Source organism: Paenibacillus arenosi, from assembly GCF_014841135.1.
GTDB lineage: Bacteria > Bacillota > Bacilli > Paenibacillales > Paenibacillaceae > Paenibacillus_B > Paenibacillus_B arenosi.
Map to the genome: position 1 here is coordinate 417,013 of NZ_JACYTN010000002.1, position 24,177 is coordinate 441,189.

The window sequence follows — 24,177 nt, forward strand, 5'->3', positions numbered from 1 at the left end:
TTGCCGTATTCACATGCGATTCAAATTAAGGAAGCTATGGAGATCGCCGTAACGTAATAAAGTGACACTGAGGCTTAGCATTCCAACGCAGAGGCACATGGGATGTGCCAAATCCATTGCTAACAAATAACTGATACACGTGATTAGGCACATCTGTGGCATTAATTTCATACCATCCTGATAAATATCGACGATAAAAATCGTTTAATCTTAACGGTCCATATATCGGTAATCTAATTTGTCCGCCATGGGTGTGTCCTGTCAATACCAGCTTTACATAAGAAGGTAGCTTTTCACGAATGACTACTGGATCATGAGCTAATACGATGGCACAACTTGCTTCTGAATTGGATGGTGTAAATGCTAAATGTACATTAGCGTACCCGCTGCTGCTGTCACCGATTCCACAAAGCCAGATCGATTCTCCATCCTTTTCAAAGCGTACTGCTGTGTTGTCTAGCATTTGAACTCCAGCTTTTATTAGTTCAGTATCCAACTGGGCCGTATTACATTTGTGATCATGGTTACCATGTACCATTACGATAGGCGCGATCTTCCTTAATTGTTCAACGCTTGACATAACCTGTTCAATGGCAACACCTTGTTCCATAATGTCACCGCCTAACAACACAAGCTCTGCGCTTGGATAACGTCCAACGACGCTTGCGTGTTCAGCAGTGAACGGCCTTCTATGCAAATCAGTAATCAAGAATAACCGCACACCATCCCACGGATGCGGTAAATCACTCACATAGACTTCTTCTTCTGTAACGGTAAAGCTGCTTGCTTCCTTTTTCATGTAAAGCAGTAGCAACATTACGATTAGACCCGCACCACTGATAGCTGCGCATACAACTAGTAAGATCTCGGTAGCCAGGCCCTTCATCCGTTACGATCCCTCCACAATTTGACGTCCCCAGATTAATAAAGCAACTAATAAGACAACAAACAAAATAAATAAAATATTATAAAACCACTTAGATAATCGTCCTGAGCTTGATGGATACAACGCACTTCGTGGAGGAAGTGTACGATCTTCTTCTTCCCTAGCTGTAATTAACTCATGCAATGCTTCTGTAGGCAAACTTTGTTCCTTAGTCTCCTCTACCTGAACTTCTATATCGCTTTTTTTCAGCAGCTTTAGTGCTTTTAGCGCTTGGCTGCTGCCCTGTTCTGACATCCCATACGTTCTACGTCTCTGAGGGGTTGGTTCCAAATCTGTTCTATAACGTTGTTCTTGCTCGGTCATGCTTCCCTCCGATAACGCAATATTAATCCCATAACAAAATCAATTACAAAATGCGCCATTATCGGCGCCCACAGCGATCCCGTCCATTCATACATTAGGCCCATCGCATAGCTAATACTAAACACAAGAGCGGTTGGAACCCAATGACGCAAATATCGAACATGTATAGCTGCAAATAAAATACTCGTCCAATAAGGTCCTAGCGCGAATTGAATTGCACCACGAAACAGCAGCTCCTCACAAATACTGACGATCAGAGCTATAATAAATATATGCCAGACTGGCCGTGCACGGAACAGTCGCTCATTTACACCCCCATCATCGGTAACATCATCTGGAACGAATCTGGAGATTAACAAGTCAACGACAATAACAATTGCAGCTAAGCCGATTCCCCACAACCACGGCTGCGCGTGATTGGGAAACTGCAGCAGTTCAAATGGATTGCGCTGTTGCAACCATATCCACACAATCCCTATGATAAGTGTAATCGCTTGAGTCAGATATAAATTCAACAGTAACGTTCGATCATCCAATTCGCCAATTCGTGCTTGCTGTTCTTTGAACGCTTTCCACTTTTGTTTCATTCCATCCCTACTGTTCTATGTAGCTTATGGCTATTCTTGTCGATAATAGACCATAAATGTATCATATCAAATTCAAGAATAATCGCACAACTACAGGAATTAGGAAGCAATTTGACAACTTCTGCGAATTTGGCAATTGTTATGATTGACACGAATTATGAACCGTGTTAAAGTTAGAAAAAATTTCATGTTCGTAAAAGTACGATGAAGGAAACGAGCAGTCGTGAAGCTTACAGAGAGCCGATGGAAGGTGCGAATCGGTGGTGGATGATCTTGCTCTAGCGTTCCCGAGTAATTGGACTGAAACTTTCTATTTCTCTTGAGAATTAGTAGGTTCAATCGGCTAGAATCCGTTACCATTCTCATCTCGCTAAGAGATAACAAGGTTGACCGTGCGAACGGACAACGAACTAGGGTGGCACCACGATCTAAACTCTCGTCCCTTACTACGGAAGTAGTATGTGGATGGGAGTTTTTTTATATTTTTCACGATTAAGTAGGTATACAAAAGGGAGGAACTACAATGTTTAAAGTATTGGTATCGGATCCGATTAGCGACTTCGGAATCCAGCAATTAATGGATGCTCCAGATGTACAGGTAGATAAAAATACCGGATTATCTGAAGACGAACTCGTAGCCATTATTGGGCAATATGATGCACTACTCGTTCGCAGCCAAACAAAAGTAACTCCGCGCATCATGGAAGCTGGTACAAAATTGCGAGTCATCGGACGCGCTGGAGTTGGTGTGGATAATATTGATCTTCAAGCAGCAACACAACGTGGTATTATTGTAATTAACGCTCCAGACGGGAATACAATCACAACTTGTGAGCATGCATTCGCGATGATGATGGCGATCGCTCGACATATTCCTCAAGCCTATGAAAAGACGATTAAAGGAATTTGGGATCGCAAATCTTTCCTAGGCGTAGAACTCCGCAACAAGACGTTGGGTGTACTAGGTATGGGACGTATTGGTAGTGAAGTTGCCAAGCGAGCAAAAGCATTCGGTATGAACATCATCGGATATGATCCATTCATGACAGACGAGAGAGCAGATAAGCTGGGCATTAAGCTAGGCTCTGTAGATGATATTATCCGACAAGCTGACTTCATTACGGTTCATACACCACTAACCCCTGAGACTAAACATATGATTGCAGGCCCTCAATTTGAAGTAATGAAGCCTGGCATGCGCATTATCAACTGTGCTCGCGGAGGTGTCATTGATGAGCTTGCACTAGTTGAGGCGATCGATCGCGGTATCGTAGCGGGTGCCGCATTTGACGTGTTCGAAGTAGAGCCACCCGCACCTGATCATCCATTCTTGAGCAATCCAAACATCATTGTTACTCCTCACCTAGGCGCATCGACAGTTGAAGCTCAAGAAAATGTTGCAATTGACGTTTCAGAACAAGTGATTTGCATTCTAAGAGGTCAACCATTTAAAAATGCAGTCAATATGCCTCCAGTTCCGGCAGACGTATTGAACAAAATTCAACCTTACTTTGATCTCGGTGAAAAATTAGGAATTTTTGTTTCCCAATTATCCAAAGGTCCAGTTGTTGAAATTATCGTTAACTATTCAGGTGAACTGGCAGAAGTAGATACTCAGCCTTTAACTCGCTATATTGTTAAAGGAGTATTGCAGCAGCATCTAGGTTCTAATGTTAATGTGGTTAATTCGATGCATTTAGCTAAGGTTCGCGATATTAACATTCTTGTGCAAAAATCTCATGTTACAAAAGGTTTCACAAACTTAATTACGGTTACCCTGCGTACGAATGAAGATGAGCGTCTAGTTGCTGGTACTCTTTTGAATGGTTATGGTGAGCGGATTGTGCAAATCGATAAGTATCCAGTAGACGTTGCACCAGAAGGTCATCTGTTATTGGTGAAGCACAATGACAAGCCTGGTATGATCGGTTCTGTTGGTACTTTGCTGGGCAACAACGACATTAATATTGCTACAATGCAAGTGGGACGTAAAATTGTAGGCGGATCAGCTATCATGGTGTTGTCTGTAGATCGTGCTGTTCCAAAAGAAGTTATCGAACAATTAAAAACAACGCCTCAAATTAATAAAGCAAAAGAAATTGTGTTTCAGTAATTACGAGGATGTGCAGTTGATTATAACTCATTAAACCTGGCTTTTAATTAGCCCTATATATGTTTTATTATTTAAACAAATTTATCGATGCTTACTGTTCCACGAACAACAAGATTTACATCGCAAAAATGACGTCTGACTACGGCAGACGTCATTTTTGCTGTTTGCCCTTTACTTGTCGACAAATCTTATTTCGCAATTCCGCAAGGTTCGCCAACTTCTCCTACTCGTCTCAAAGAAAAAAAGAACCCATACAACTACAACAGTTCTATTGACTGCAGCTGTAAAGATTCTTTTTACTATTTAGGCTTATCTCAATTCATGATGCCAAGCGGTAATGAAATAGAGAACGTCGTTCCCGCCCCTACCTTGCTGCTCACTTCAATCTTACCCTGATGAGCCTCAACAATATTTTTGACGATAGCTAAGCCTAATCCAGTTCCACCCGTAACTCCACGTGTGCGAGCTTTATCTGCCTTATAAAACCGTTCAAAAATATAAGATAAATCTTGAGACGGAATTCCCTGTCCATGATCTCGAACGTGAATGACAAGCCATTCTTGGTGTGAATCTGCGATTACTCCCGTCTCAACTTGTATCAATTGATTGGCCTGCGAATGCCGTAGAGCGTTATCCAACAAGTTCGTTAATACTTGTTCAAGACGATCCTCGTCAGCATTTGCTAATATATATCGCTCCGCTTTAAGCTCAGCGCCTAATGGGATGCCCTGTTCTTTGGCTAATACCGAATACTTCCTCAGAACACGATGGATGAGTTCATTAGCATCTACTTCGGCCCAATGCATCTGCAAATGACCGGCTTCCATGCGAGCAAGATCTAATAAGTCTTTCACAAGCCGTCCCATCCGAAGGGATTCGTCATGAATCACTTGTACAAGTTCTCGTCTCTCCTCAGGAGAAGTAACGATATCATCTAACAATGCTTCACTATAGCCTTGAAGCATCGATAATGGCGTTCGAATTTCATGGGAAATGTTCGCAATAAAGTCTTTGCGCATTTTCTCCAAGCGAACTTCTTCTGTCACATTACGCAAAACAGCAACAACACCACGAACACCATTGGCATTATGCAACGGCCCCATTACAACAGACCACACCTCTTGTTTCACATGAATGCGTGTCGTTACCTCTACCGCTTGGCTAATCACTTCATGAAATAATGGACGTAATGGACCTGGCACAGATTGATCCAGCTCGTACTCCTCCATATCATTCCATTCCAGCGTATTCCATTTCTCAAGCTGCGCTCGCCCTTGAGGATTCGTAGACAGCACACAGCCTACTGCATCAAACGTTATAACCGCATCCGTCATACTTCGCAGTATGCTTGATAAATGCTCTTTCTCATGTTGCAAATCTTGAATGACTAAATCAAGTTCTTCTGCCATATGATTGAATGTCTGCGCGAGCTCACCAATTTCGTCCGTAGAACGAATAGGTACGACTCGCGAAGAGTAGTCTCCTTGACGAATCGTTTCTGCAGCTGATTTTAGCAAACGCATCGGTTGTGTAATCTTCGTGAACAGAAAAAAGGCAAAAAATGTTGTTAGCGAAAACCCTACTATTGCCGTATATACAAATAGCCGTTTGACATCATTCGGATGCGCAAAGTTACTATCGATATAAGGAAGAAGATACACACCTAAAAATAGCAGGATCGCAGCAACTAATCCAATGATCGTGATCCATAGCTTACCAACTACACTTCGCCAAAATTTCACTTACTTCGGTACCTCCAATTTATAGCCTACTCCCCATACGGTAGTAATCATGGTAGCTGCTTCAGGAGATACTTTATTTAATTTTTCACGTAAACGCTTTACATGTGTATCTACCGTACGTAAATCACCGAAGAACTCATAGTTCCAAACATCTTTTAATAACTCTTCGCGTGAAAATACTTTATCAGGTGAAACGGCCAAGTAATGAAGCAGCTCGTACTCTTTAGGAGTCAAGCTAACTTCCTGTCCGCCTGCTGTAACACGATGAGCATCATGTTCAATGATTAAGTTAGGGAACACGATATTGTTACTTGTCTTCGGATCATTCGTCAAAAAGGCCGTAGCAGAAGAACGACGAAGCACTGCCTTCACACGGTAAATGACTTCACGAGGACTGAATGGCTTGACCACATAATCGTCAGCTCCTACTTCAAAGCCCTGTACACGGTTCATTTCTTCACCTTTAGCCGTCAAAATGATAACAGGTGTCGCTTTCACTTGACGGAGTCTTGTACACACTTCAATACCATCTATACCTGGGAGCATTAAGTCGAGTAGGATGAGGTCGAAGTCATCATTAACCGCTTTGTTTAAAGCTTCCTCCCCATCTTCTGCCTCATCAATTTCGTACCCTTCTTTTTCCAAGTACATTCTCAACAATCGCCGAATTCGTTCCTCATCATCTACGACGAGAATGCGATTGATTTGTTCTGACATGACTAACTCCCCTTTCAACACCACTAACAATACGTTCTTCTATATCATACTGCATAATTCCTTAGGTTTACACCCCTGCATATGAATGAAGTCCGACAATTAACAAATTTACACCAACCAATGTAAACATAACGATGATAAAGCCAATTACAACTAGCCATGCCGACTTTTCTCCATGATAACCGCGCGATAAACGCAAGTGAAGATAAGCGCTGTAGAACAACCAAGTAATTAATGCCCACACTTCTTTAGGGTCCCATGCCCAGAAGCGTCCCCAAGCCTCTTGTGCCCAAATCATCGCAAAGATAAGTCCGCCCAGCGTAAAGACAGGGAAAGCAATCGCCGTTGCACGGTAGCTAATCTCATCTAGATCATCTGGATTCATACCACGAAGAAGCGGCTGAAGTGCTTTGGCAATAGGCTTGCGAATGATTAATCGAATGAGTCCATAAAGCAATAGGCCTGACAACAGAGACCAAGTCACCGTATTCAATTTACGCGCCGTTTTATGACTATCCATCGCTGCTGGAACTTCCATAAGTGGAAGCTGCATACCTAAAAACTTCTCATCTCCAACCACTTTACTGTTAGTAGCAGCAAAAATAGGTGGCAATGTGTAGGAAATGGTATCCGGCTTGTTATTGATTTGTGTGTTGTTGTCTATGGTTTCAACTACTTCAACCGTACGCTGCAATTCTACTTCATAGCCAGCAGCACGATAGCCGAAAACAGTAACGACATACCCTAAAATAATAATGACAGTGAACAAACTGAATTCCAAAGCAATTTGAGATTTACGCTTCGTTATATCATCCCAACGCATCGTATGAACCAAGTACATAATTCCAGCAACAAAACCTACCGCAAAGAATGCTTCACTCGCGCCTACCATCGATACGTGCAAAATAAGCCAAATGGATTTGAGTTGTGGAATTAATGGCTGAACTTCACTAGGAAATACGGATGCATACCCCATCATTAGAATAGCCAACGGGACAGCAAACAACCCAAGTGCAGCTGAACGATAAATAAAATGCATGACAATATAAGCCGCTATTATCATAATCGCCAAAAATGACATGAATTCGTACATATTACTAAGTGGGATATGCCCTGAACCTATCCACCGTGTTACAAAGTAAGTTAATTGAGCAACAAATCCTAATACGGTAACAGCAAAAGAAATCGTTCCCCATTTCTTCAAATGAGCTTCTTGATTTTTCCTCCGTCCTGCCACAGTAAATACATATAAAATAAGTGCGAAGCAAAAAAGGAAAAAGGAAGTTAAATAGGAGTTCTGGCTGAACTCTAATATGTTCATGACTTGTCCCCTCCACGATCAATAGCATTCACATCTACTTCAAGCTCTGTCTCTCGCAATATGCGAGCCACTTCATTACGCATGCCATACCAATTCTTGTTCGTATGTGCTCCGAGCAGCAATTGCTTCTCATTTAGTCGCAGCCAAATGCGACGATGCTGCCAATAGAAGCCCATAACCAAACCAATCATAGATATTCCCGCTCCCACCCAAATATAAGGAAGAGCTTTTTCGATTCTAACGTTCAAGTAGCTTAAAGATTCTTGGATGGTGACATCTGCCATAGACTGGACGTCAATTTGGATTTTTTTCATAATTTCCTGATTCAACACATCTTCACGGAATCGCTGTTTGTCCTTCTGAAGCGGGAAGTAAAAGTATGGCTCACCCGTTTCTTCCAATCCTGGCCCTTTGATCATAAACAAAAATGCCGGTGCATTAGGATTAGGCGTTTTCGTTATCGGCTTGCCGTCTTTACCTAAGTCAAAGTCCATGTACTTCTCACGAAGCTCCAATGTATAGGGGCCAACCGTGTACTTAGGTTCCGATTTACTAATCTTCAATTCGAACGAACCATAAATTTCGTTGGTCTTCGGGTTTTTGAGATTAGGTTTAACGGCTACAAGCTTGGGCGTAAGGTCAAAGTCATATTGAAATATCATCAAGTCTTCATATTTCAACGGCTCATTTACTCTAATATTGTGTTTATGAACTTCCTCCAACTTCGGTTCAGCTAAAGGATCATCACAATTCGCCACACAACGATATAAAGTAGCTTGTGTTTCAAACAGTTTAGGGATGACTCGACCCTCTTTTGCAAACTGCTCCGGCATTTCTTCTTTGGTGTAATATTCAACGGTAAATTTCTCGTTTTCTAAATAAAAGGGAGTGTTCTCAATCGGACGTGGTTCGTTATGCGGAAATGCTGCATAATATTCTAGATTCCAGCCTGGAATGCTGCGAGCCAATACAGCTAATAAAAAAACAATTAACCCAATATGGTTAATATAAGGCCCCCAACGGCTGAAACGGTTCTTCTCTGCCAGTATTGCACCATCTTGCTCATAGACACGATAGCCTTTGCGCTTAAGCGCCTTCTGGGCTTTCTGTATCCAATCCCCCTGTTGCATAGCATCAGGCAATTGCTGTTCATAGACGATGCGTTGACGACGTAAAAACTGATCATGTTTGCGAATTTTTTGCTTATGCAAGGCACGATAAAGTGGCAATACCCGATCCAAGCTGCAAATGACCAATGAAGCACCAATCATAACTAGCAAGGTTATAAACCACCATGATTCGTATGTATTTGACAATCCTAGCAAGTAATAAATATGTCCAATCGTGCCATAGTTTTCTTTGTAGTAAGTCGAGGGATCAAAATTGATGAACTGGCTCTCTTGAGGATAAATCGTTCCCAGCGACGCACCAATAAGTGTAATGATAATAACAATAACTGCGATTTTTACAGAAGAGAAAAAATTCCACACGCGGTCAATCACACTTGGATTTGCTTTTTGAGATTTACGAGCGACACCATCATATCTCATTTCTAATACTGCTGTTTCGTTATCGCTTTCATGTAAAGGCTTACCACAAGCTTCACACAGAATCGTCTGAGTGGGATTTTGATGCCCGCATTCACACTTCGTATTTTGAAATTCCAAGGATGCAGCCCCCTTGCGTTATACACTGGTTAGCTAGTAATTTCCTTTATCTGCGTCTTTAGCACAGATTCCTCTACTTCACCTAATATGATGTTGTGTACGGTACCATCCGGCTTAATAAAGAAAGTGGTAGGAAGTGGTCGAATGCCGTACGCTTTGGCAACTGACTTTTTACTATCCAGCCAAATCGGAAACGTAATATTCATAGCGTTAACGTAGTTATTTACGGTAATTGGATCTTCACCATTATTGATAGCTATAATGGAAACGCCTTTGTCTTTCCATTCCTCATGTGCACGTTGAAAGGCTGGCATCTCACGCGTACATGGCTCACACCATGTGCCCCAGAAGTTTAATACAATAGCTTGACCTTTGAGGTTAGTAAGCTCTTGTACATCCCCATTCAATTGCTGAAGCTTTATATTCGGAACCTTACTCCCGATAACAGGAACTGAGTTGCTCGTAAACAAAGCCGAGCCGATGGCGAATCCGCCAAGTAGTAGTATGGCTGCAAGAATAACCATTTGAAGTGATTTATTTCGTTTCCCCATCGTAATTCGCCCTTTCTATGACAATTTTCACAATTAGGCGGCGCAGTTCAAACAATTCGATTACACCGAACACGTCCATTATAATCCATATAGGCAAGGACACATCTTCCTTTTTATGAAATTTATGTGTCATAGAAGGGCGACACGTTGGTTATATGCTGTTAAATGGACACAAATCTAGCACGCATCCTACAACAGTAACATGTTACTTTAATCGCTCTGACTTAACAGGCGACTGCATCAATTCATTAATTTCTGACTTCGTTAACAGACGATGCTTGCCTCGGACAAGACCTTGCAGCGTAATATTGCCAAATTGAACACGCTTCAGACGCGTGACAGGATGTCCAATAGCCTCAAACATCCTTCTAACTTGACGGTTACGCCCTTCATAAATCGTCATGCTAATCGTTGCTACATTTTGCTCCATATCAACATCGAAATACTCAACTTCTGCAGGCTGAGTCATTCCATCTTCGAGCATAATGCCTTTTTTAAGTTTCTCCAGCGCATCACCATGTGGAACGCCTTTAACAGTAGCTCGATAAATTTTGCCAACATGATGGCGTGGATGTGTCAGCCTATTAGCTAAATCTCCATCGTTGGTAAGAAGCAATAATCCTTCCGTATCGTAATCCAAGCGACCTACTGGATATACACGAGTCTTAATCTTTTTAAGGAAATCCTTGACCGTCTTACGGCCTTCAGGATCTGACATCGATGTAATAACACCTTTCGGTTTATAAAAAGCGATAACGATTTTCTCAGCCGCTTTTCTCAACGGACGACCATTCACCGTAATCTCATCCGTATTCGGATTCGCTTTGACGCCAAGTGTCAATACAGGCTCGCCGTTCAATTCTACTTTTCCATCTAATATCAATTGCTCACACTTGCGGCGAGATGCGATACCTGCATTCGCCATAATTTTTTGAAGACGTTCTTCCATTTGTGTCATTCACCTCAAACCTATGATATCCGTTCGTGAACAAGTCCACAAGCGAAACTGATAAAAACGTGTCGAAACAAGAAAAAACACCCTGTTATAGGTGGATATCACCTAGAAACTGGGCGTCTCTAACACATTATAACACATTTTCGTTTCTATTATACAAATATGAGCATACAAATGATAATTGCCGCTACAAATCCAACGATATCTGAAAATAGCCCTACTTTTAAGGCGTATCGTCCTTTACGAATACCAATCGCTCCAAAATAAACAGTCAATACATACAGCGTAGTGTCTGTACTCCCTTGAATCGTGGAAGCAATCCGACCTATAAGCGAGTCAGGGCCGTATGTTTTTATTAAATCCGTTGTGAACGCGAGCGAACCAGCCCCTGTAATAGGCCTCAAAAACGCTAACGGCATTACTTCGCTTGGTATTCCGAACCAATCCAGTAAAGGTCTCATTAGCCCGACGAGCCAATCCATTGCTCCAGATGCTCGAAATACACTAATGGCGACCATCATGCCTACTAAAGTCGGAATGATGTTGATCGATGTCTGGAACCCATCCTTGGCACCTTCGACAAACGACTCATACACCGGAACTCGCCTCATATATGCGTATAGGGGGATGAAGACGATAATGGCTGGAATCGCCCAAGTAGAAATGGTTGTCAAGAATGCATACAAGCTCCATCATCCTTTCTGCACATGCATTGCCCTATCAGACACCTACTAACACGCTATGGTCCTGCTGGCACAGAATTCGATTCATGATGTTGAGTATGCGGCGGGCTCTTTGTTCGAGATCGGTACCAACGATCTGCGGCGATGGCAGCTATTGTAGCAACCATTGTGGCTAATAAAGTAGTTCCTACGATTTCTGCTGGATTAGCGGAATCAAAGTTCATGCGTATGGCGATTAATGTAGTTGGTATTAACGTGATACTAGAGGTGTTAATCGCCAACAAGGTGCACATTGCTGGTGTGGCTGTTGTTTTATCGGGATTGAGTTTTTGCAGCTCCTGCATAGCTCGAATACCCATTGGAGTGGCTGCATTGCCCAACCCTAACAAATTGGCACTCATATTTGACATAATGAAACCTAGTGCAGGATGGTTGCGGGGTACATCAGGGAATAAATAGCGCACCACGGGTCCAAGCAGTTTAGCTAGTGATTTGAGCAAACCTGCATCCTCCGCTATGCGCATCATCCCAAGCCAGAACACCATGACGCTGATAAGCCCGAAGCTGACCGTAACACCCGTCTTGGCCCCGTCAAATACAGCTTCGGTCACAGCTTCGATTCGCCCTTGTGCAGCAGCCGCAATAAATCCTACGACCAGCATAAAAATCCATATCGCATTAACCATGCCGCTCCCCCTCGATCACTTCTTGTAAAGCTTGTCCAGCGCACCCACCTCTCCCTGAATGCCTGTGCGCTAAACATAAGTAAAAACAAGGCATTAAAAGCTGTTCATGTTTATTTAGAAAGTTCCTGATTCGCTTTCGCTTGTTCTGTTTTCACTTGCATCGATTGCTTGATCGGAATCGATCCAATCAACTTATCTTCTAGCCATATAGACACCTTCCCGTGCTGTCCGAGTCGATAATCAAGAGAATTAGGTTGAAACCATTCAACTTTTTGTTGAATTTTCGCTTGTTCCTCTGAACGTAATGGATAACTCCACGAAGCGTCCATTTCATAAGGTTGTCCTTCCAGTTTATAACCTTTCTCAATGACGGTCGTTAGCGGATACTGTGCAAATCCATAGTCAAGCAAAGTTTGATGGTCATTCCAATCATCGCCGTCATTTAATGTCACTACAGCAAGTTGTTGTCCATTACGAGTAGCAGAACTCACTAAACAACGCAACGCATCACTCGTATATCCTGTCTTCACACCATCTGCTCCAGCATAGAAACGGAGCATTTTGTTCTTATTTGTCCATTTGTAATCCCATTTTTCAATTGGATTTGGAACAACCTTTATTTTCGTTTTTACAATCGTTTGAAACTGCTTGTTATGCAAAGCATATGCACTCAATCGGGCTAGATCATGCGCGGAAGTGTAATGTTCTTTTTGGTCCAAGCCATGCGGATTGCGAAAGCTCGTATTTTCAAGACCAAGCTCCTCCGATTTTTGATTCATCATATATACAAAGCCATCTTCCGAGCCGCCAACATGTTCTGCGATGGCTACTGCCGCATCATTCCCTGAGCGAAGCATGAGACCATAGATTAAATGCTGCAATGTCATTTCTTCACCTAGACGCAAATATATCGATGATCCTTCTTTACCAACTGCCCGCTTGCTCGTTTTCACTTTGTCATTTAGCTTACCTGATTCCAATGCCACTATCGCAGTCATAATTTTTGTTGTGCTTGCCATAGGCAACCGAGTCTCACCATTGTTACTGTGAAGAATTCTACCAGTATTGACATCGATCAAGGCAAATGCTTTTGCTCCTGTTCTTGGCGCTTCGGATGAATAGGTTTTCTGCTTTTGACTTTTCTTTTGACTCTTCTTCTTTTTTTCCTTACTTACCGTTATTACTTTAAATCGATTGTTCATGGTTATCGCTTCTGCATTACCCGCTTGGAAAATAGGATTCCATAATAGTACAAGGGCAATGACGGCTGCTAACGTACGATGAATCATTAATTCGTAGTCCTCCTTCATGATGTCAGAACATGGAGTTCAGTCTACATAAGCACCTGCTCCTCACGCCGTAATTCATATGTATGCGAATACGATGCTACGTATGTCCAACTTTTTGTCCAAGCTATTCCATGATAAATTGGTTCAAAAAAAGCGCCATACCCACGCAGCCGCATGATGATTCAGCCAAACGACTGAATGACAGCTCGAGTTTATTGACGCTTTAATTTCATACAGTCATTATGAATCGGCATGTGTGTGATGACTATGTGTTGTTTGGTTCTGAGCGTGACTATCTTTACGCTTAAATAGAGACTCAAGTCGATCGATAATTTGTGGAGTCGAATCGATAATTTTTTCTAATAAGTGTGTATTATTGTCCATCGAAACAACCTGCACATTCTGTTTCCCTACTACAAGGAAGCCGATCGGATTCATGTATACTCCGCCCCCGCTACCTCCTCCGAACGGCTGCTGCGGCGGATAGCGATGTACCTGTTGATTTTGCCCGTCTGATTTCGCACCATTCATAATTCGATAGTCACTTCCCCCTGCAGCAAATCCGATACCAACCCTGCTAATGGGAATGATGACAGAACCATCTGGCGTTTGCACAGGATCACCGACAATTGCATTAACATCGATCATCCCTTTAATATTTTCCAGAGCGACTTGCATCAAGCCTTCGATTGGATGCTCCGCCATTGCTTAACTCCTCCTTCAGCCCGCTTGATGCGGAAAATGAGCACAATCACTGCAAAAATAGCATGTACGACACGAATTCGACCTATGCACAGAAATCTGGTGGAAAATACAGGGCAATCAAATCGAGGAACAACTTCCACATCGGGTAAGCTTCGGAAAGTCAGCAGTTGAGTAATGATGCCTGTTACTCCACCAATGAGAGCCCAAGCTAATCCATAGAGCATTCCTGTATGGGCAGCATTCGCTGTTCCATATTCGGTATCCCATATGTAGCTATCCACCTCAATGTGCTCTAATGTTTCCAGACCCCATTTTTCAAATCCATATGTACGAGCGGCTACACGCACAAACTCCCTGTTCCATTTTTTAATCGTTTCAGGCCCTACGAAATTACGCATTCTCTCTTTGTGCTTGCCTGCCCAAGACTGTTCTTTTTGCTTGGACTTCATACTAAACCCTTGCTTGAAATTTTGAAATTGAATGCTGCGGATCTCGTATCGCCAACGAACGATTCCGTACACGGCTCTAATCCCAATCCATATCCGCTCGTGCTTGCCCTGTTTAGAGACAACTAACTTGACCTCTAAATGAGACATCAACACGGTCACATTGAATCCTATCATGATTGCCGCAGCAAGCAAGAAACTCCATAGCCATATGGACATCTGCAAGTCACCCCTCTTCCTGCAATGCTCGTATTATAGCCACATGTATCCAACTCCATGCAGGGCAACAATGAATAGATATAAAATAGAAAAGAGCCGTCCCATTAGCAGCATCAGCCACTACAGAACAGCTCTCATATTCATTGCTTACTTAGCAACCAAATCATACTGTTAGACCTTTTTATAAAACGTTCATTTACGTTTATACGAGTTGCCAAGTAGATGTATCCAGCACTTGTCCAGGCTCCATCACAATTCCTTTAATACCATATTGCTTAAGCTTCTCAGCATAATCATGTCCATCCTGCTCAATAAGCGAGAATGTATTGTAGTGAATAGGGACAACAACCTTCGCTTGTAACCATTGTGCCGCAAGCAGTGCGTCCGTAGGATCCATCGTAAAATGGCTACCTATCGGCAAAAATGCAATATCCGGTGCATATCGTTCCCCGATAAGTTTCATATCCGAGAACAAAGCCGTATCCCCTGCATGATATAACGTGACACCCTCCATTTGAAGCACGAAGCCTGCTGGATTACCTAAATAAATAATCTCACCATCCACAATAGCCGATGAACTGTGCAAAGCAGGAACCCATTTTAGTTCACCAAATGGGAATGAGGCTCCACCACCGATATTCATAGGTACAACGGACTCTAGACCTTGCAGAGATAAATACGCTGCGAGTTCAACAATCGTAATGACAGTCGCATCATTTCGCTTTGCTATATTGATCGCATCTCCAGTATGATCATCATGACCATGTGTTAGAAGAATCGTATCCGCCTTTATTGTTTCCGCAGATTCTACAGCGACAGGATTGCCTGTCAAGAAAGGATCAACAAGCACGGAATGTTCTTGCCCAGTAATTTGAATACATGCATGTCCATGAAATTTAATCTGCATCTCCCTGGTTCCCTCCAACATCTTCAATAGTTAGCTGCCTACCATCTAACTTCGCGAATAGAAGCTGGGTTTCCTCCTCTAAGCCATCCGTTTGCTCAAATTGTGCAGCCTCAGGGAGTTCTTCCAGACTGGAAAGCGCAAAATAATCAAGAAACGCTTTTGTTGTACCATAAAGGATCGGGCGCCCAATCGCTTCTGCGCGGCCCACCTCTTCGATAAGATCTTTATTCACAAGCGTTTGAATCGCTCGATCAGATTTTACTCCACGCACTTCTTCTATCTCAACACGGGTAATTGGCTGGCGATAGGCCACGATGGACAAAGTCTCTAGTGCTGCCTGTGACAGCGATGCCCGAGCAGGTGAATATGCCATTTTTTCAAAATAAGGAACGTGTTCAGGCAGCGTCGCTAAATGATACATACCTGCGATCACAAGAACTTGAATGCCGCGCTTTTTTCGCTCAAAGTCTCCTTTTAAATCTTGCACAGCTTCTTCAACAACTTCCACACGCTGTTCCGTGATTTCAGCCATATGCTTGGTACTTAACCCTTCTTCTCCTGCCATAAACAGCAGGCCTTCAATAATCGACTTCAACTCTTGAAAGTTCATCTGTGTCCACCTCACCTTGCCACTGAATAACGATATCTTCAAATCGCTGATCTTGATGGCAGCGAATATGCTTTGTTTTCATTAACTCCAATAGGGCTAAGAAAGTGACAACAATCTCATGACGTGTCATTTCTTCACTTAGCAGCTTGGAGAACATAACCTTGCTTCCTTTTCCTGAAGGCTTGAGCATACCGACAATATCGCGGATACGATCTTTAACAGATATTTCATCACGATGAATGGTTGCTACTTGCTCTTTGCGCTGAGCTTTACTTAGCGCCTTCTGGAATGCACGAACAAGATCTGACACATGCAATCCTTCAACTGGATTAGTAGGAGCGGTCGGCAAATACGTGCTTAAATCCTCAGCTTCCTTGGTGAAAATGTGACTTCTTACTGTCTCCTTTTCACGCAAATGCTGAGCAATGCCCTTAAATTTACGGTACTCGATCAACTTACGGATAAGCTCATCACGAGGATCTTCTTCTTCCTCTTCGTACTCAGGATAGTCTTCCCATTCCATAATAGGAGGTTTGGGCAGCAACTGCTTAGACTTTATTGACAATAATGTAGCTGCCATAACGAGGAATTCGCTCGTAATTTCCAGCTCTAGCTCCTGCATACTTTGCAAATATTCCATATATTGATCAGTAATTTCGCTAATAGAGATGTCTTGAATATCAATTTCAGACTTGTCCACTAAGTGAAGCAACAGATCAAGCGGACCTTCGAATTGATCAAGCTTATATGTAACGGACACCCCGTAATTCCCCCTGAAAAAACAAATGTAGTACCCTTTTGTAAAAGGGCACTACATTAACTAAGCACTATTTTAGTTGTTTCGTCAAGTTAGCCATCTCGATTGCAGTCGCTGCTGCTTCCCACCCTTTATTGCCTGCTTTCGTACCCGCTCTCTCGATCGCCTGCTCGATTGAATCCGTTGTGAGTACACCAAATATCGTAGGAACCCCAGTTTTCAAGCCTATTTGCGCTACTCCTTTTGCCACTTCACTGCACACATAGTCGAAATGTGGTGTCGAACCTCGGATGACAGCTCCAAGTGTGATGATCGCGTCATATTTACCACTTTCGGCTAATTTTTGTGTAATTAATGGTATTTCAAATGCTCCAGGTACCCACGCAATATCGATCTCTTCATCCTGTACACCGTGACGCTTCAACGCATCCAGGGCACCTGACACAAGCTTTGATACGATAAATTCATTGAATCTCCCGGCAACAACAGCGTATTTAAGACCTTCCGAAACGAGATGACCTTCAAAAATATGCGGCATACTAACAACCTCCGTTTATAATGGATAATTCGTATAACAGTGCTTCTATTAAAACGTTAGGACGAGAAGTCAAACAAATGTCCAAGCTTTTCTTGCTTAGTATGAAGATAACGACGATTCGATAGATTTTCTGGCATTTGCAGCGGGACTCTTTCCACAATTTGCAGACCATATCCTTCTAATCCAGTAATTTTTCTTGGATTATTGGTCATAAGTCGGATGCTGCGAACCCCTAGATCCTTCAGTATTTGTGAACCAATCCCGTAGTCTCTTAAATCAGCTGCAAATCCTAACTTCTTATTCGCATCAACCGTGTCATAACCTTCTTCTTGCAAGTTGTATGCTCGAAGCTTATTAATTAACCCAATTCCTCGACCCTCTTGACGCATATACAACAGCACTCCACTGCCTACCTGCTCGATATGATGCAAGGCTGCTGCCAACTGCGGTCCACAGTCACAACGATGTGAATGAAAGATGTCACCTGTTAAGCATTCTGAATGGACACGTACAAGCACAGGCTGAGTAGGATCAATCTCTCCCTTTACCATTGCAACATGTTCCTTATTGTCAACAGCATTCGTATAAGCTATCATGCGAAATTGCCCATATTCCGTCGGCATGTTCGCCTCAACTTCACACTGAACTAGTTTCTCCTGCGCATGTCGATATTGAATGAGATCCCGAATACAAATGAGCTTGAGGCCATGTTTTTCTTTCAACTGCATCAAGTCTGGTAGCCGTGCCATCGTTCCATCTTCATTCATAATCTCGCAAATAACACCAGCTGGTGCTGAGCCACTCATACGTGCCAGATCGACCGCTGCTTCGGTATGTCCAGCACGTCGAAGCACCCCACCCTTTTTCGCGACTAAAGGAAAAATATGACCCGGCCGTCTAAAATCGTCCGCCTTTGCCGCAGGATCGATAAGTGCCTGTATCGTTAATGAGCGCTCGTGAGCGGAAATGCCTGTCGTCGTGCTATTATGATCGACCGAGATCGTGAACGCTGTGCCATGAAAATCAGTATTGTGGCTGACCATAGGGGGAAGATTAAGCTCGACAGCCCGCTCAGGTGTAATCGGAACACAAACGAGTCCGCGACCTTCTGTTATCATAAAATTTATCACATCAGGCGAAGCCTTATCTGCTAACGCAATAAAATCACCTTCATTTTCACGATCCTCATCATCTACTACAATGATGACTTTTCCTGCTTGCAAATCTTCTACTGCTGCTTCAATCGTATCGAAATAAAACGGTTCACTCATAGTCATTCCCTCCTTATCCGTTAATCGTTAACAGAAACCATGCTCTGTAAGAAAGCTTTCCGTAATTTTCGATGATTTCGAACTAGACTGTGTCAACCTTGTATCAATATCACGCTCCGCTTTACTTGTAAATCCAAGCAGTCTTTCAACGTATTTCCCAAGCACATCGCATTCAACATTAACCGTGTCGCCTATGTTTTTGTGGGTTAGCGAGGTTTGGCTCAATGTATGCGGGATAATAGATACGGCAAAGTTGGACTCTTCCACTTGTATTAGCGTCAAACTAATACCATCTATCGCGATCGAACCTTTCGGAATCATATATCGCCCAATGCTAGGATGTTCTAGTTGGAATTCAAACACGACAGCGTTCGAATCAACGATTCGATTCACAATGATTGCTGTTCCATCAACATGACCTTGAACAATATGACCACCAAATCGACTATTTGCAGCCATCGCTCGCTCCAGATTGACAGATGCACCAGGCCGTAGTTGTTTTAAACTCGTATGACGATACGTTTGCGGCATAACATCTGCATGGAACGAAGTGCTGCTAAATGCTGTTACCGTCAAGCAAACGCCATTGACCGAGATACTATCACCTAGCCTTACCCCTTCAATCACCTTACCAGCACGGATGCAAAGCACCATGGCCTCTCCCTGCTTGCTAATCGAATGAAGTGTTCCAACCTCTTCAACTAAACCAGTGAACAAGCTGTATCCACCTCCTGTGAATCACATAACTTTCGTAATTTTCGATTCAACGGACTGCCACCAATGATGATGTTGTCCCCGACCATTTCCACTTGTAAATGCTCCAATCGCAGCGCATCTCCCATGCTTTCTGCACCTTCAAAAGTAAAGACAGAGGGAGCCTCACGATGACCGACAATTTTGGGAGCTAGCATGAGCAGAATACGATCAATAAGCCCAGCCTTCAGCATCGATCCATTCAACGTTCCCCCGCCTTCAAGTAAAATAGAACCGATCTCTTCCTCAGCACAAAGCTTCATGGCTAGTGAAAGATCAACAAGTGGGCCATCGTTCACTCGAATAATGCGCACTCCTCGTTCCTCTAATTCACGTGCCGCGTGCTCATTCGCTTGAGTTGTTGTGAGTACCCATGTTGGTGCTGTATCATCCTCCACAAGTCGAGCCTCCAACGGTAATCTTAGCTTGGAGTCCACGATGATTCGAATTGGATTAAGCGCTGGTACTGACAGACGAGTAGTCAACAACGGATTATCCTGCAGTACCGTTTCGATTCCAACCATAATGGCTTGATGACGATGACGCAGCGCATGTACACGTTCACGAACATCTTCGTTCGTAATCCATTGACTGTGACCGGTATGCGTAGCAATTTTCCCGTCCAGCGTGGCTGCCGTCTTCATCGTCACATAAGGAAGCTTGGTCAGCATGAACTTCGAAAACATCGTAATGAGCGATGCCGCCTCCCGCTGCATGACACCGACAACCACCTCGATGTCATGCTCACGCAGCGCTTGTAATCCACGGCCTGCAACTAGCGGATTAGGGTCAGCACAAGCAACGACAACACGCTTAATCCCCGCTTCAATTAACCGTGAGCAGCATGGAGATGTGTGTCCATAATGGCTGCAAGGCTCCAGCGTTACATAGGCAGTAGCATCTCGCGCATCTTCACCTGCCATTTGCAAGGCATGTACTTCTGCATGCCCTTTACCTCGCATTAAATGCGACCCCATACCCACAACACGACCCTCACGGACGATGACACAGCCTACAGGTGGATTAATGCTCGTTTGACCGACTACACGCTCAGCCAATTGAATCGCTAATTGCATATAGAACTCATCATCTAGCCGTGGAATCATACAAACACCCTCCTCACAAAAAAACGAGATACCTTGCTTTTGTAATTGCGTAAGTAACAACTACAAACGAACAACAGAAAAACCCCTCGGAACAATATCTCCGAAGGGTCATAAGGTCGAATAATCAGGTATGTACTATCTTTCACATGTATTGTATATGCTTGTCGACAGCAACAAAAGCCACTTATAAGCATAAACAAACAGACCAATGCCATTCACCTGCATAGAGCAAATAAACTGCATATATAGGTCAAAAAACAACCGTCATGTGAAATACAGCGCGTTGAAAATGAAATGCGTATACAACTGCTCCGTACCATTTGTCACAACAATCAAATGTCATGACCAAATAAGAGCAAGCAGCAGTCACACTTCACCTGTCCTGATATCCTTCTCCCATCCAGACTATACTGTCGGCTCTGGAGTTGCACCAGATCCACCGTCTACGGTATTCACCGCATCCGGGTCACGGACTTAGCATAAAGAGCGAATCACACTCTTTATTCATCACCGCCGGTTGGGATTTTCACCCGACCCCGAAGGATAAAACATATTAAATTGTGCTACTACCATGCTGCCATTTCATGCAGTATGGTAATAAGACATCGACTATACAAGTCTTGCCATGTATGTTACACCCGCATTTCAAAAATTGCAATAGCCTCTCCACATATTGCTATGTACACATCTACAACGGAAATTCCAACAACGACAAAAAGCTTTAGCCTTCCATCGCTTAAAACAATGGAAAACTAAAGCTTTTATGAATGCATCCGTTAACAGGTAATCATCGTTAATAAAAGTTAAGACTTCTTATTAACTTTTATTAAGCTACTGTTACAGATTTCATTTTGTCGCCTTGCTTGATTTGGTCAACAAGCTCCATACCTTCTGTTACTTGACCAAATACAGTGTGTACGCCATCCAAATGTGGGAATGGAGCGTAGCAAATAAAGAACTGGCTACCGCCTGTGTCCTTACCTGCATGAGCCATAGACAATGCGCCGCGCACGTGCTTATGTGTGTTGCCAGCTGTCTCACATTTGATTGTGTAGCCAGGACCGCCTGTACCTGTACCGTGTGGACAACCACCTTGAGCAACGAAATCTTTAATAACACGGTGGAACGTCAAACCGTTATAGAAACCTTCGTTAGCCAATTTCTCAAAGTTTGCAACTGTTCCTGGAGTTTCTTGATCGAAAAGTTCGATTACGACGTTTCCGCCTTTTTCTAGTTCAATTGTAGCTGTTTTCATATGTAAACATCCCTTCTTTATTGCAATTTTATAAAACACAATGAAAATAGTATAGCATTTAAGCAGCCAAGGCTCAACCCAATTGAACTGGATCAGCAACTAAGCCCTTTTTCCCACTCGCTTTTTAAGTCGTGGCCAAACTGTCGGACTTCATCATCGGCTACAATCAACGTAAAGTCTTGTTGAGCTCCAAAAAAATGGAGTTTATGCGTATTGCCCTTTTCTAACTTCGTCCATTCCAAATGATATAGATGTTTTTCGAAAGAGGTGTACAAATTATTCAACTGAAAATCGTTTAATTCCTCAAGCGGAAAATACGAAGTCACTTCAACATAATTTTTAATCGTCAGATTCGTCCAACCGAAGTTCAACTCATCAACGATACGATTTCCCTTGTAGTGCTTGAAATGAAGTTGGCATCCTTCGTAATCGCCGGGTATACACTTTAAAAAAGAGAATTCAATATAAGTTCCAATTTCCTGTATATCTCGCAGTGTCGCCATTCAGTTACTCCTTTAATTTGTAGAGCTAGCGTTTTCCACCAACGTTGGTGCGTTGAAAATGTTCGGAAGCTTCGTGCTCTTTAGTGCTCAGATATAAATTTAGATTATTATCTCATCAGGCTGTTACATGTCTCTAAGCAACATAAAAAGCCAGTCGTTACCCAATCGCGCTTGACGACTTGGTTAACGACCAGCTTCTAGCTGTACATTTAAACTTGAACAGTACTCTTCTTCTGCAGACGAGCAGGGATAACATCTTTCCCAACGATATCCTGATGCGTCTCACGTTCTACAACTACGTCTGCTTGACCTTCGTGCGCAAACACAACTGCCGGACGGCGGATGCGGTTGTAGTTATTCGCCATTGCATAGTTATATGCACCTGTACATGATACAGCAAGCAAGTCATCTTGCTTTACTTTTGGCAAAAAAAGATCCCAAATGAGCATATCTCCGCTCTCGCAGCATTTACCAGCGATAGATACAACTTCTTCAGTCGCATCGTTAGCACGGTTAGCAAGCACTGCTTCGTAACGGGATTCATAAAGAGCAGGACGCGGGTTATCTGTCATACCGCCATCAACTGCCACATATTTACGAACACCTGGAATTTCTTTCACAGAACCTACTGTGTACAATGTTGTTCCCGCTTCACCAATGATGCTACGGCCTGGCTCTACCCAAATCTCAGGCAATGTTGGTCCGATACCTGAAAAATGTTGTTTCACACCATCTGTAATTGCCTTAACATAGTCGGATACAGCCAAAGGCGTATCTCCATCCACATAGCGAATACCAAACCCGCCGCCCAAGTTGACCACTTTGAACGAAATGCCTGTCTGCTCTTTAATAGAACGAGCAAATTGAGCAACGCGCTCTACTGCCATTTGGAAGCCTTGTACTTCAAAGATCTGCGAGCCGATATGAGAGTGAATACCGAGCAAATCAATATGATCTGCATTAGCGGCTTCTTGAACAGCTACAGCAGCCGTACCATTGCCAATATCAAAGCCAAACTTCGAATCTGTCTGGCCTGTCGAAATATATTCATGCGTATGTGCTTCAACACCTGGTGTTACACGAAGCAGCACATTAACGCGTACACCTCGTTCCTTAGCGATCGCATTCAACAATTGAAGCTCATTGAAGTTGTCCACGACGAAACAACCAATTTGTGCGTCAATAGCCATCTCAATCTCTTCAGGAGTCTTGTTGTTACCATGGAAATGGATGCGCTGTGCTGGGAAACCTGCCTGCAATGCCGTAAATAGCTCTCCATCTGAAACGACATCGAGGGACAACCCTTCTTCTTCAGCAAGTCTGCACATCGCCATTACACAAAAAGCCTTACTTGCATAGGCCACTTGGAATGTCAGGCCAGAAGCGCGGAACGCTTCCATATACTGACGACAGCGCTCACGAACAAGCGCCTCATCGACTATATAAAGAGGTGTGCCGAATTGAGCTTTCAACGCGGTCACATCACAGCCACCAATCGTTAGATGCCCTTCATTATTGATAGTACTCGTTCCATGTAGATACATCGT

Annotated in this window: 26 protein-coding genes, 1 riboswitch and 1 other annotated feature; of the genes, 1 reads left to right on the forward strand and 25 read right to left on the reverse strand. The window is 43.1% G+C overall.

Features of this window, described 5'->3' with window-relative positions; translation table 11 throughout:
- Nucleotides 1-34: 34 nt before the first annotated feature.
- From IFO66_RS04985 to IFO66_RS04995, 3 genes are read right to left on the reverse strand one after another with little or no spacing between them, the layout of a single operon-like run.
- Nucleotides 35-886: a metallophosphoesterase gene (locus tag IFO66_RS04985; protein WP_225445496.1), complete on the reverse strand. Its 852-nt coding sequence runs from the start codon at nt 884-886 to the stop codon at nt 35-37.
- Between the two features lie 3 nt (nt 887-889).
- A complete protein-coding gene (locus IFO66_RS04990) occupies nt 890-1,249 on the reverse strand; it encodes a hypothetical protein (RefSeq protein ID WP_192024058.1) in 360 nt (119 codons plus the stop codon).
- Complete coding sequence (locus tag IFO66_RS04995) at nt 1,246-1,836, reverse strand: CPBP family intramembrane glutamic endopeptidase (RefSeq protein ID WP_192024059.1); 591 nt, start codon at nt 1,834-1,836, stop codon at nt 1,246-1,248. The genes IFO66_RS04990 and IFO66_RS04995 overlap by 4 nt, the downstream gene beginning before the upstream one ends.
- Before the next feature lie 195 nt (nt 1,837-2,031).
- Nucleotides 2,032-2,283: a binding site (T-box leader), on the forward strand.
- Nucleotides 2,284-2,359: 76 nt separating this feature from the next.
- Here IFO66_RS04995 and serA point away from each other — a divergent pair.
- Nucleotides 2,360-3,949, forward strand: a complete 1,590-nt coding sequence (gene serA / locus IFO66_RS05000) for a phosphoglycerate dehydrogenase (protein ID WP_192024060.1) — start codon at nt 2,360-2,362, stop codon at nt 3,947-3,949.
- 314 nt (nt 3,950-4,263) lie between these two features.
- On the opposite strand, the gene IFO66_RS05005 is transcribed toward serA, so the two are convergent.
- The 22 genes from IFO66_RS05005 to lysA all read right to left on the reverse strand — a co-directional run bounded on the left by IFO66_RS05005 (nt 4,264) and on the right by lysA (nt 24,174).
- A complete protein-coding gene (locus tag IFO66_RS05005) occupies nt 4,264-5,691 on the reverse strand; it encodes an ATP-binding protein (RefSeq protein ID WP_192024061.1) in 1,428 nt (475 codons plus the stop codon).
- Nucleotides 5,692-6,408 carry a response regulator gene (locus IFO66_RS05010; protein WP_028593496.1) on the reverse strand — a complete coding sequence of 239 codons (717 nt, stop codon included), beginning with the start codon at nt 6,406-6,408 and terminating at the stop codon, nt 5,692-5,694.
- A 67-nt stretch (nt 6,409-6,475) separates the two neighbouring features.
- Nucleotides 6,476-7,729, reverse strand: a complete 1,254-nt coding sequence (gene ccsA / locus IFO66_RS05015; RefSeq protein ID WP_225445497.1) for a cytochrome c biogenesis protein CcsA — start codon at nt 7,727-7,729, stop codon at nt 6,476-6,478.
- Nucleotides 7,726-9,396, reverse strand: a complete 1,671-nt coding sequence (gene resB, locus IFO66_RS05020; protein WP_192024062.1) for a cytochrome c biogenesis protein ResB — start codon at nt 9,394-9,396, stop codon at nt 7,726-7,728. The genes ccsA and resB overlap by 4 nt, the downstream gene beginning before the upstream one ends.
- A gap of 29 nt (nt 9,397-9,425) precedes the next feature.
- Nucleotides 9,426-9,947, reverse strand: a complete 522-nt coding sequence (gene resA, locus IFO66_RS05025) for a thiol-disulfide oxidoreductase ResA (RefSeq protein ID WP_192024063.1) — start codon at nt 9,945-9,947, stop codon at nt 9,426-9,428.
- Nucleotides 9,931-10,080 (reverse strand): hypothetical protein, encoded by a 150-nt coding sequence (locus IFO66_RS05030; RefSeq protein ID WP_192024064.1) that lies wholly within the window; start codon nt 10,078-10,080, stop codon nt 9,931-9,933. Before IFO66_RS05030 ends, resA begins: the two co-directional genes overlap by 17 nt.
- Nucleotides 10,081-10,152: 72 nt before the next feature.
- On the reverse strand, nt 10,153-10,896 hold the full coding sequence (locus IFO66_RS05035) for a pseudouridine synthase (protein ID WP_192024065.1): 744 nt from the start codon (nt 10,894-10,896) through the stop codon (nt 10,153-10,155).
- A gap of 158 nt (nt 10,897-11,054) precedes the next feature.
- A complete protein-coding gene (locus IFO66_RS05040) occupies nt 11,055-11,588 on the reverse strand; it encodes a spore maturation protein (RefSeq protein WP_192024066.1) in 534 nt (177 codons plus the stop codon).
- A 53-nt stretch (nt 11,589-11,641) separates the two neighbouring features.
- Nucleotides 11,642-12,271 (reverse strand): nucleoside recognition domain-containing protein, encoded by a 630-nt coding sequence (locus IFO66_RS05045; protein ID WP_051217207.1) that lies wholly within the window; start codon nt 12,269-12,271, stop codon nt 11,642-11,644.
- Nucleotides 12,272-12,381: 110 nt separating this feature from the next.
- Nucleotides 12,382-13,560, reverse strand: a complete 1,179-nt coding sequence (locus IFO66_RS05050; RefSeq protein ID WP_192024067.1) for a D-alanyl-D-alanine carboxypeptidase family protein — start codon at nt 13,558-13,560, stop codon at nt 12,382-12,384.
- A gap of 240 nt (nt 13,561-13,800) precedes the next feature.
- Nucleotides 13,801-14,265: a GerW family sporulation protein gene (gene ytfJ, locus IFO66_RS05055; protein ID WP_192024068.1), complete on the reverse strand. Its 465-nt coding sequence runs from the start codon at nt 14,263-14,265 to the stop codon at nt 13,801-13,803.
- Nucleotides 14,238-14,930 carry a DUF2953 domain-containing protein gene (locus IFO66_RS05060; protein ID WP_192024069.1) on the reverse strand — a complete coding sequence of 231 codons (693 nt, stop codon included), beginning with the start codon at nt 14,928-14,930 and terminating at the stop codon, nt 14,238-14,240. The genes ytfJ and IFO66_RS05060 overlap by 28 nt, the downstream gene beginning before the upstream one ends.
- Nucleotides 14,931-15,132: 202 nt before the next feature.
- On the reverse strand, nt 15,133-15,837 hold the full coding sequence (locus IFO66_RS05065; protein WP_192024070.1) for a metal-dependent hydrolase: 705 nt from the start codon (nt 15,835-15,837) through the stop codon (nt 15,133-15,135).
- Nucleotides 15,827-16,447: an SMC-Scp complex subunit ScpB gene (gene scpB, locus IFO66_RS05070; protein ID WP_192024071.1), complete on the reverse strand. Its 621-nt coding sequence runs from the start codon at nt 16,445-16,447 to the stop codon at nt 15,827-15,829. The genes IFO66_RS05065 and scpB overlap by 11 nt, the downstream gene beginning before the upstream one ends.
- A complete protein-coding gene (locus IFO66_RS05075; RefSeq protein WP_192024072.1) occupies nt 16,416-17,207 on the reverse strand; it encodes a segregation/condensation protein A in 792 nt (263 codons plus the stop codon). Before IFO66_RS05075 ends, scpB begins: the two co-directional genes overlap by 32 nt.
- A 67-nt stretch (nt 17,208-17,274) precedes the next feature.
- Nucleotides 17,275-17,742: a 6,7-dimethyl-8-ribityllumazine synthase gene (gene ribH, locus IFO66_RS05080; RefSeq protein WP_192024073.1), complete on the reverse strand. Its 468-nt coding sequence runs from the start codon at nt 17,740-17,742 to the stop codon at nt 17,275-17,277.
- Between the two features lie 56 nt (nt 17,743-17,798).
- On the reverse strand, nt 17,799-19,013 hold the full coding sequence (locus IFO66_RS05085; protein ID WP_192024074.1) for a bifunctional 3,4-dihydroxy-2-butanone-4-phosphate synthase/GTP cyclohydrolase II: 1,215 nt from the start codon (nt 19,011-19,013) through the stop codon (nt 17,799-17,801).
- A gap of 27 nt (nt 19,014-19,040) precedes the next feature.
- Nucleotides 19,041-19,730 (reverse strand): riboflavin synthase, encoded by a 690-nt coding sequence (ribE, locus tag IFO66_RS05090; RefSeq protein WP_192024075.1) that lies wholly within the window; start codon nt 19,728-19,730, stop codon nt 19,041-19,043.
- Entirely contained in the window at nt 19,715-20,872 is a 1,158-nt protein-coding gene (gene ribD, locus IFO66_RS05095; RefSeq protein ID WP_192024076.1) for a bifunctional diaminohydroxyphosphoribosylaminopyrimidine deaminase/5-amino-6-(5-phosphoribosylamino)uracil reductase RibD, read from the reverse strand. The genes ribE and ribD overlap by 16 nt, the downstream gene beginning before the upstream one ends.
- Before the next feature lie 384 nt (nt 20,873-21,256).
- Nucleotides 21,257-21,420: riboswitch (FMN riboswitch) on the reverse strand.
- 278 nt (nt 21,421-21,698) lie between these two features.
- On the reverse strand, nt 21,699-22,127 hold the full coding sequence (locus tag IFO66_RS05100; protein ID WP_028593482.1) for a peptidylprolyl isomerase: 429 nt from the start codon (nt 22,125-22,127) through the stop codon (nt 21,699-21,701).
- Between the two features lie 92 nt (nt 22,128-22,219).
- Nucleotides 22,220-22,630, reverse strand: coding sequence for a hypothetical protein (locus tag IFO66_RS05105; protein WP_192024077.1), 411 nt, complete (start codon nt 22,628-22,630; stop codon nt 22,220-22,222).
- A gap of 209 nt (nt 22,631-22,839) precedes the next feature.
- Nucleotides 22,840-24,174 carry a diaminopimelate decarboxylase gene (gene lysA, locus IFO66_RS05110; RefSeq protein WP_192024078.1) on the reverse strand — a complete coding sequence of 445 codons (1,335 nt, stop codon included), beginning with the start codon at nt 24,172-24,174 and terminating at the stop codon, nt 22,840-22,842.
- Nucleotides 24,175-24,177 lie beyond the last annotated feature (3 nt).

Bases quoted from the DNA above. Each gene is read 5' to 3' on its own strand.
- IFO66_RS05035 (WP_192024065.1), bottom strand. From the start codon at position 10,896: ATGGAAGAACGTCTTCAAAAAATTATGGCGAATGCAGGTATCGCATCT.
- IFO66_RS05010 (WP_028593496.1), bottom strand. From the start codon at position 6,408: ATGTCAGAACAAATCAATCGCATTCTCGTCGTAGATGATGAGGAACGA.
- IFO66_RS05100 (WP_028593482.1), bottom strand. From the start codon at position 22,127: ATGAAAACAGCTACAATTGAACTAGAAAAAGGCGGAAACGTCGTAATC.
- ribD (WP_192024076.1), bottom strand. From the start codon at position 20,872: ATGATTCCACGGCTAGATGATGAGTTCTATATGCAATTAGCGATTCAA.
- IFO66_RS05045 (WP_051217207.1), bottom strand. From the start codon at position 12,271: ATGGTTAATGCGATATGGATTTTTATGCTGGTCGTAGGATTTATTGCG.
- scpB (WP_192024071.1), bottom strand. From the start codon at position 16,447: ATGAACTTTCAAGAGTTGAAGTCGATTATTGAAGGCCTGCTGTTTATG.
- ytfJ (WP_192024068.1), bottom strand. From the start codon at position 14,265: ATGGCGGAGCATCCAATCGAAGGCTTGATGCAAGTCGCTCTGGAAAAT.
- lysA (WP_192024078.1), bottom strand. From the start codon at position 24,174: ATGTATCTACATGGAACGAGTACTATCAATAATGAAGGGCATCTAACG.
- IFO66_RS05050 (WP_192024067.1), bottom strand. From the start codon at position 13,560: ATGATTCATCGTACGTTAGCAGCCGTCATTGCCCTTGTACTATTATGG.
- IFO66_RS05085 (WP_192024074.1), bottom strand. From the start codon at position 19,013: ATGAGTGAACCGTTTTATTTCGATACGATTGAAGCAGCAGTAGAAGAT.
- IFO66_RS05105 (WP_192024077.1), bottom strand. From the start codon at position 22,630: ATGGCGACACTGCGAGATATACAGGAAATTGGAACTTATATTGAATTC.
- IFO66_RS04985 (WP_225445496.1), bottom strand. From the start codon at position 886: ATGAAGGGCCTGGCTACCGAGATCTTACTAGTTGTATGCGCAGCTATC.
- resA (WP_192024063.1), bottom strand. From the start codon at position 9,947: ATGGGGAAACGAAATAAATCACTTCAAATGGTTATTCTTGCAGCCATA.
- ribH (WP_192024073.1), bottom strand. From the start codon at position 17,742: ATGCCGCATATTTTTGAAGGTCATCTCGTTTCGGAAGGTCTTAAATAC.
- IFO66_RS05065 (WP_192024070.1), bottom strand. From the start codon at position 15,837: ATGCAGATTAAATTTCATGGACATGCATGTATTCAAATTACTGGGCAA.
- IFO66_RS05030 (WP_192024064.1), bottom strand. From the start codon at position 10,080: ATGACACATAAATTTCATAAAAAGGAAGATGTGTCCTTGCCTATATGG.
- serA (WP_192024060.1), top strand. From the start codon at position 2,360: ATGTTTAAAGTATTGGTATCGGATCCGATTAGCGACTTCGGAATCCAG.
- IFO66_RS05060 (WP_192024069.1), bottom strand. From the start codon at position 14,930: ATGTCCATATGGCTATGGAGTTTCTTGCTTGCTGCGGCAATCATGATA.
- IFO66_RS04995 (WP_192024059.1), bottom strand. From the start codon at position 1,836: ATGAAACAAAAGTGGAAAGCGTTCAAAGAACAGCAAGCACGAATTGGC.
- IFO66_RS04990 (WP_192024058.1), bottom strand. From the start codon at position 1,249: ATGACCGAGCAAGAACAACGTTATAGAACAGATTTGGAACCAACCCCT.
- ccsA (WP_225445497.1), bottom strand. From the start codon at position 7,729: ATGAACATATTAGAGTTCAGCCAGAACTCCTATTTAACTTCCTTTTTC.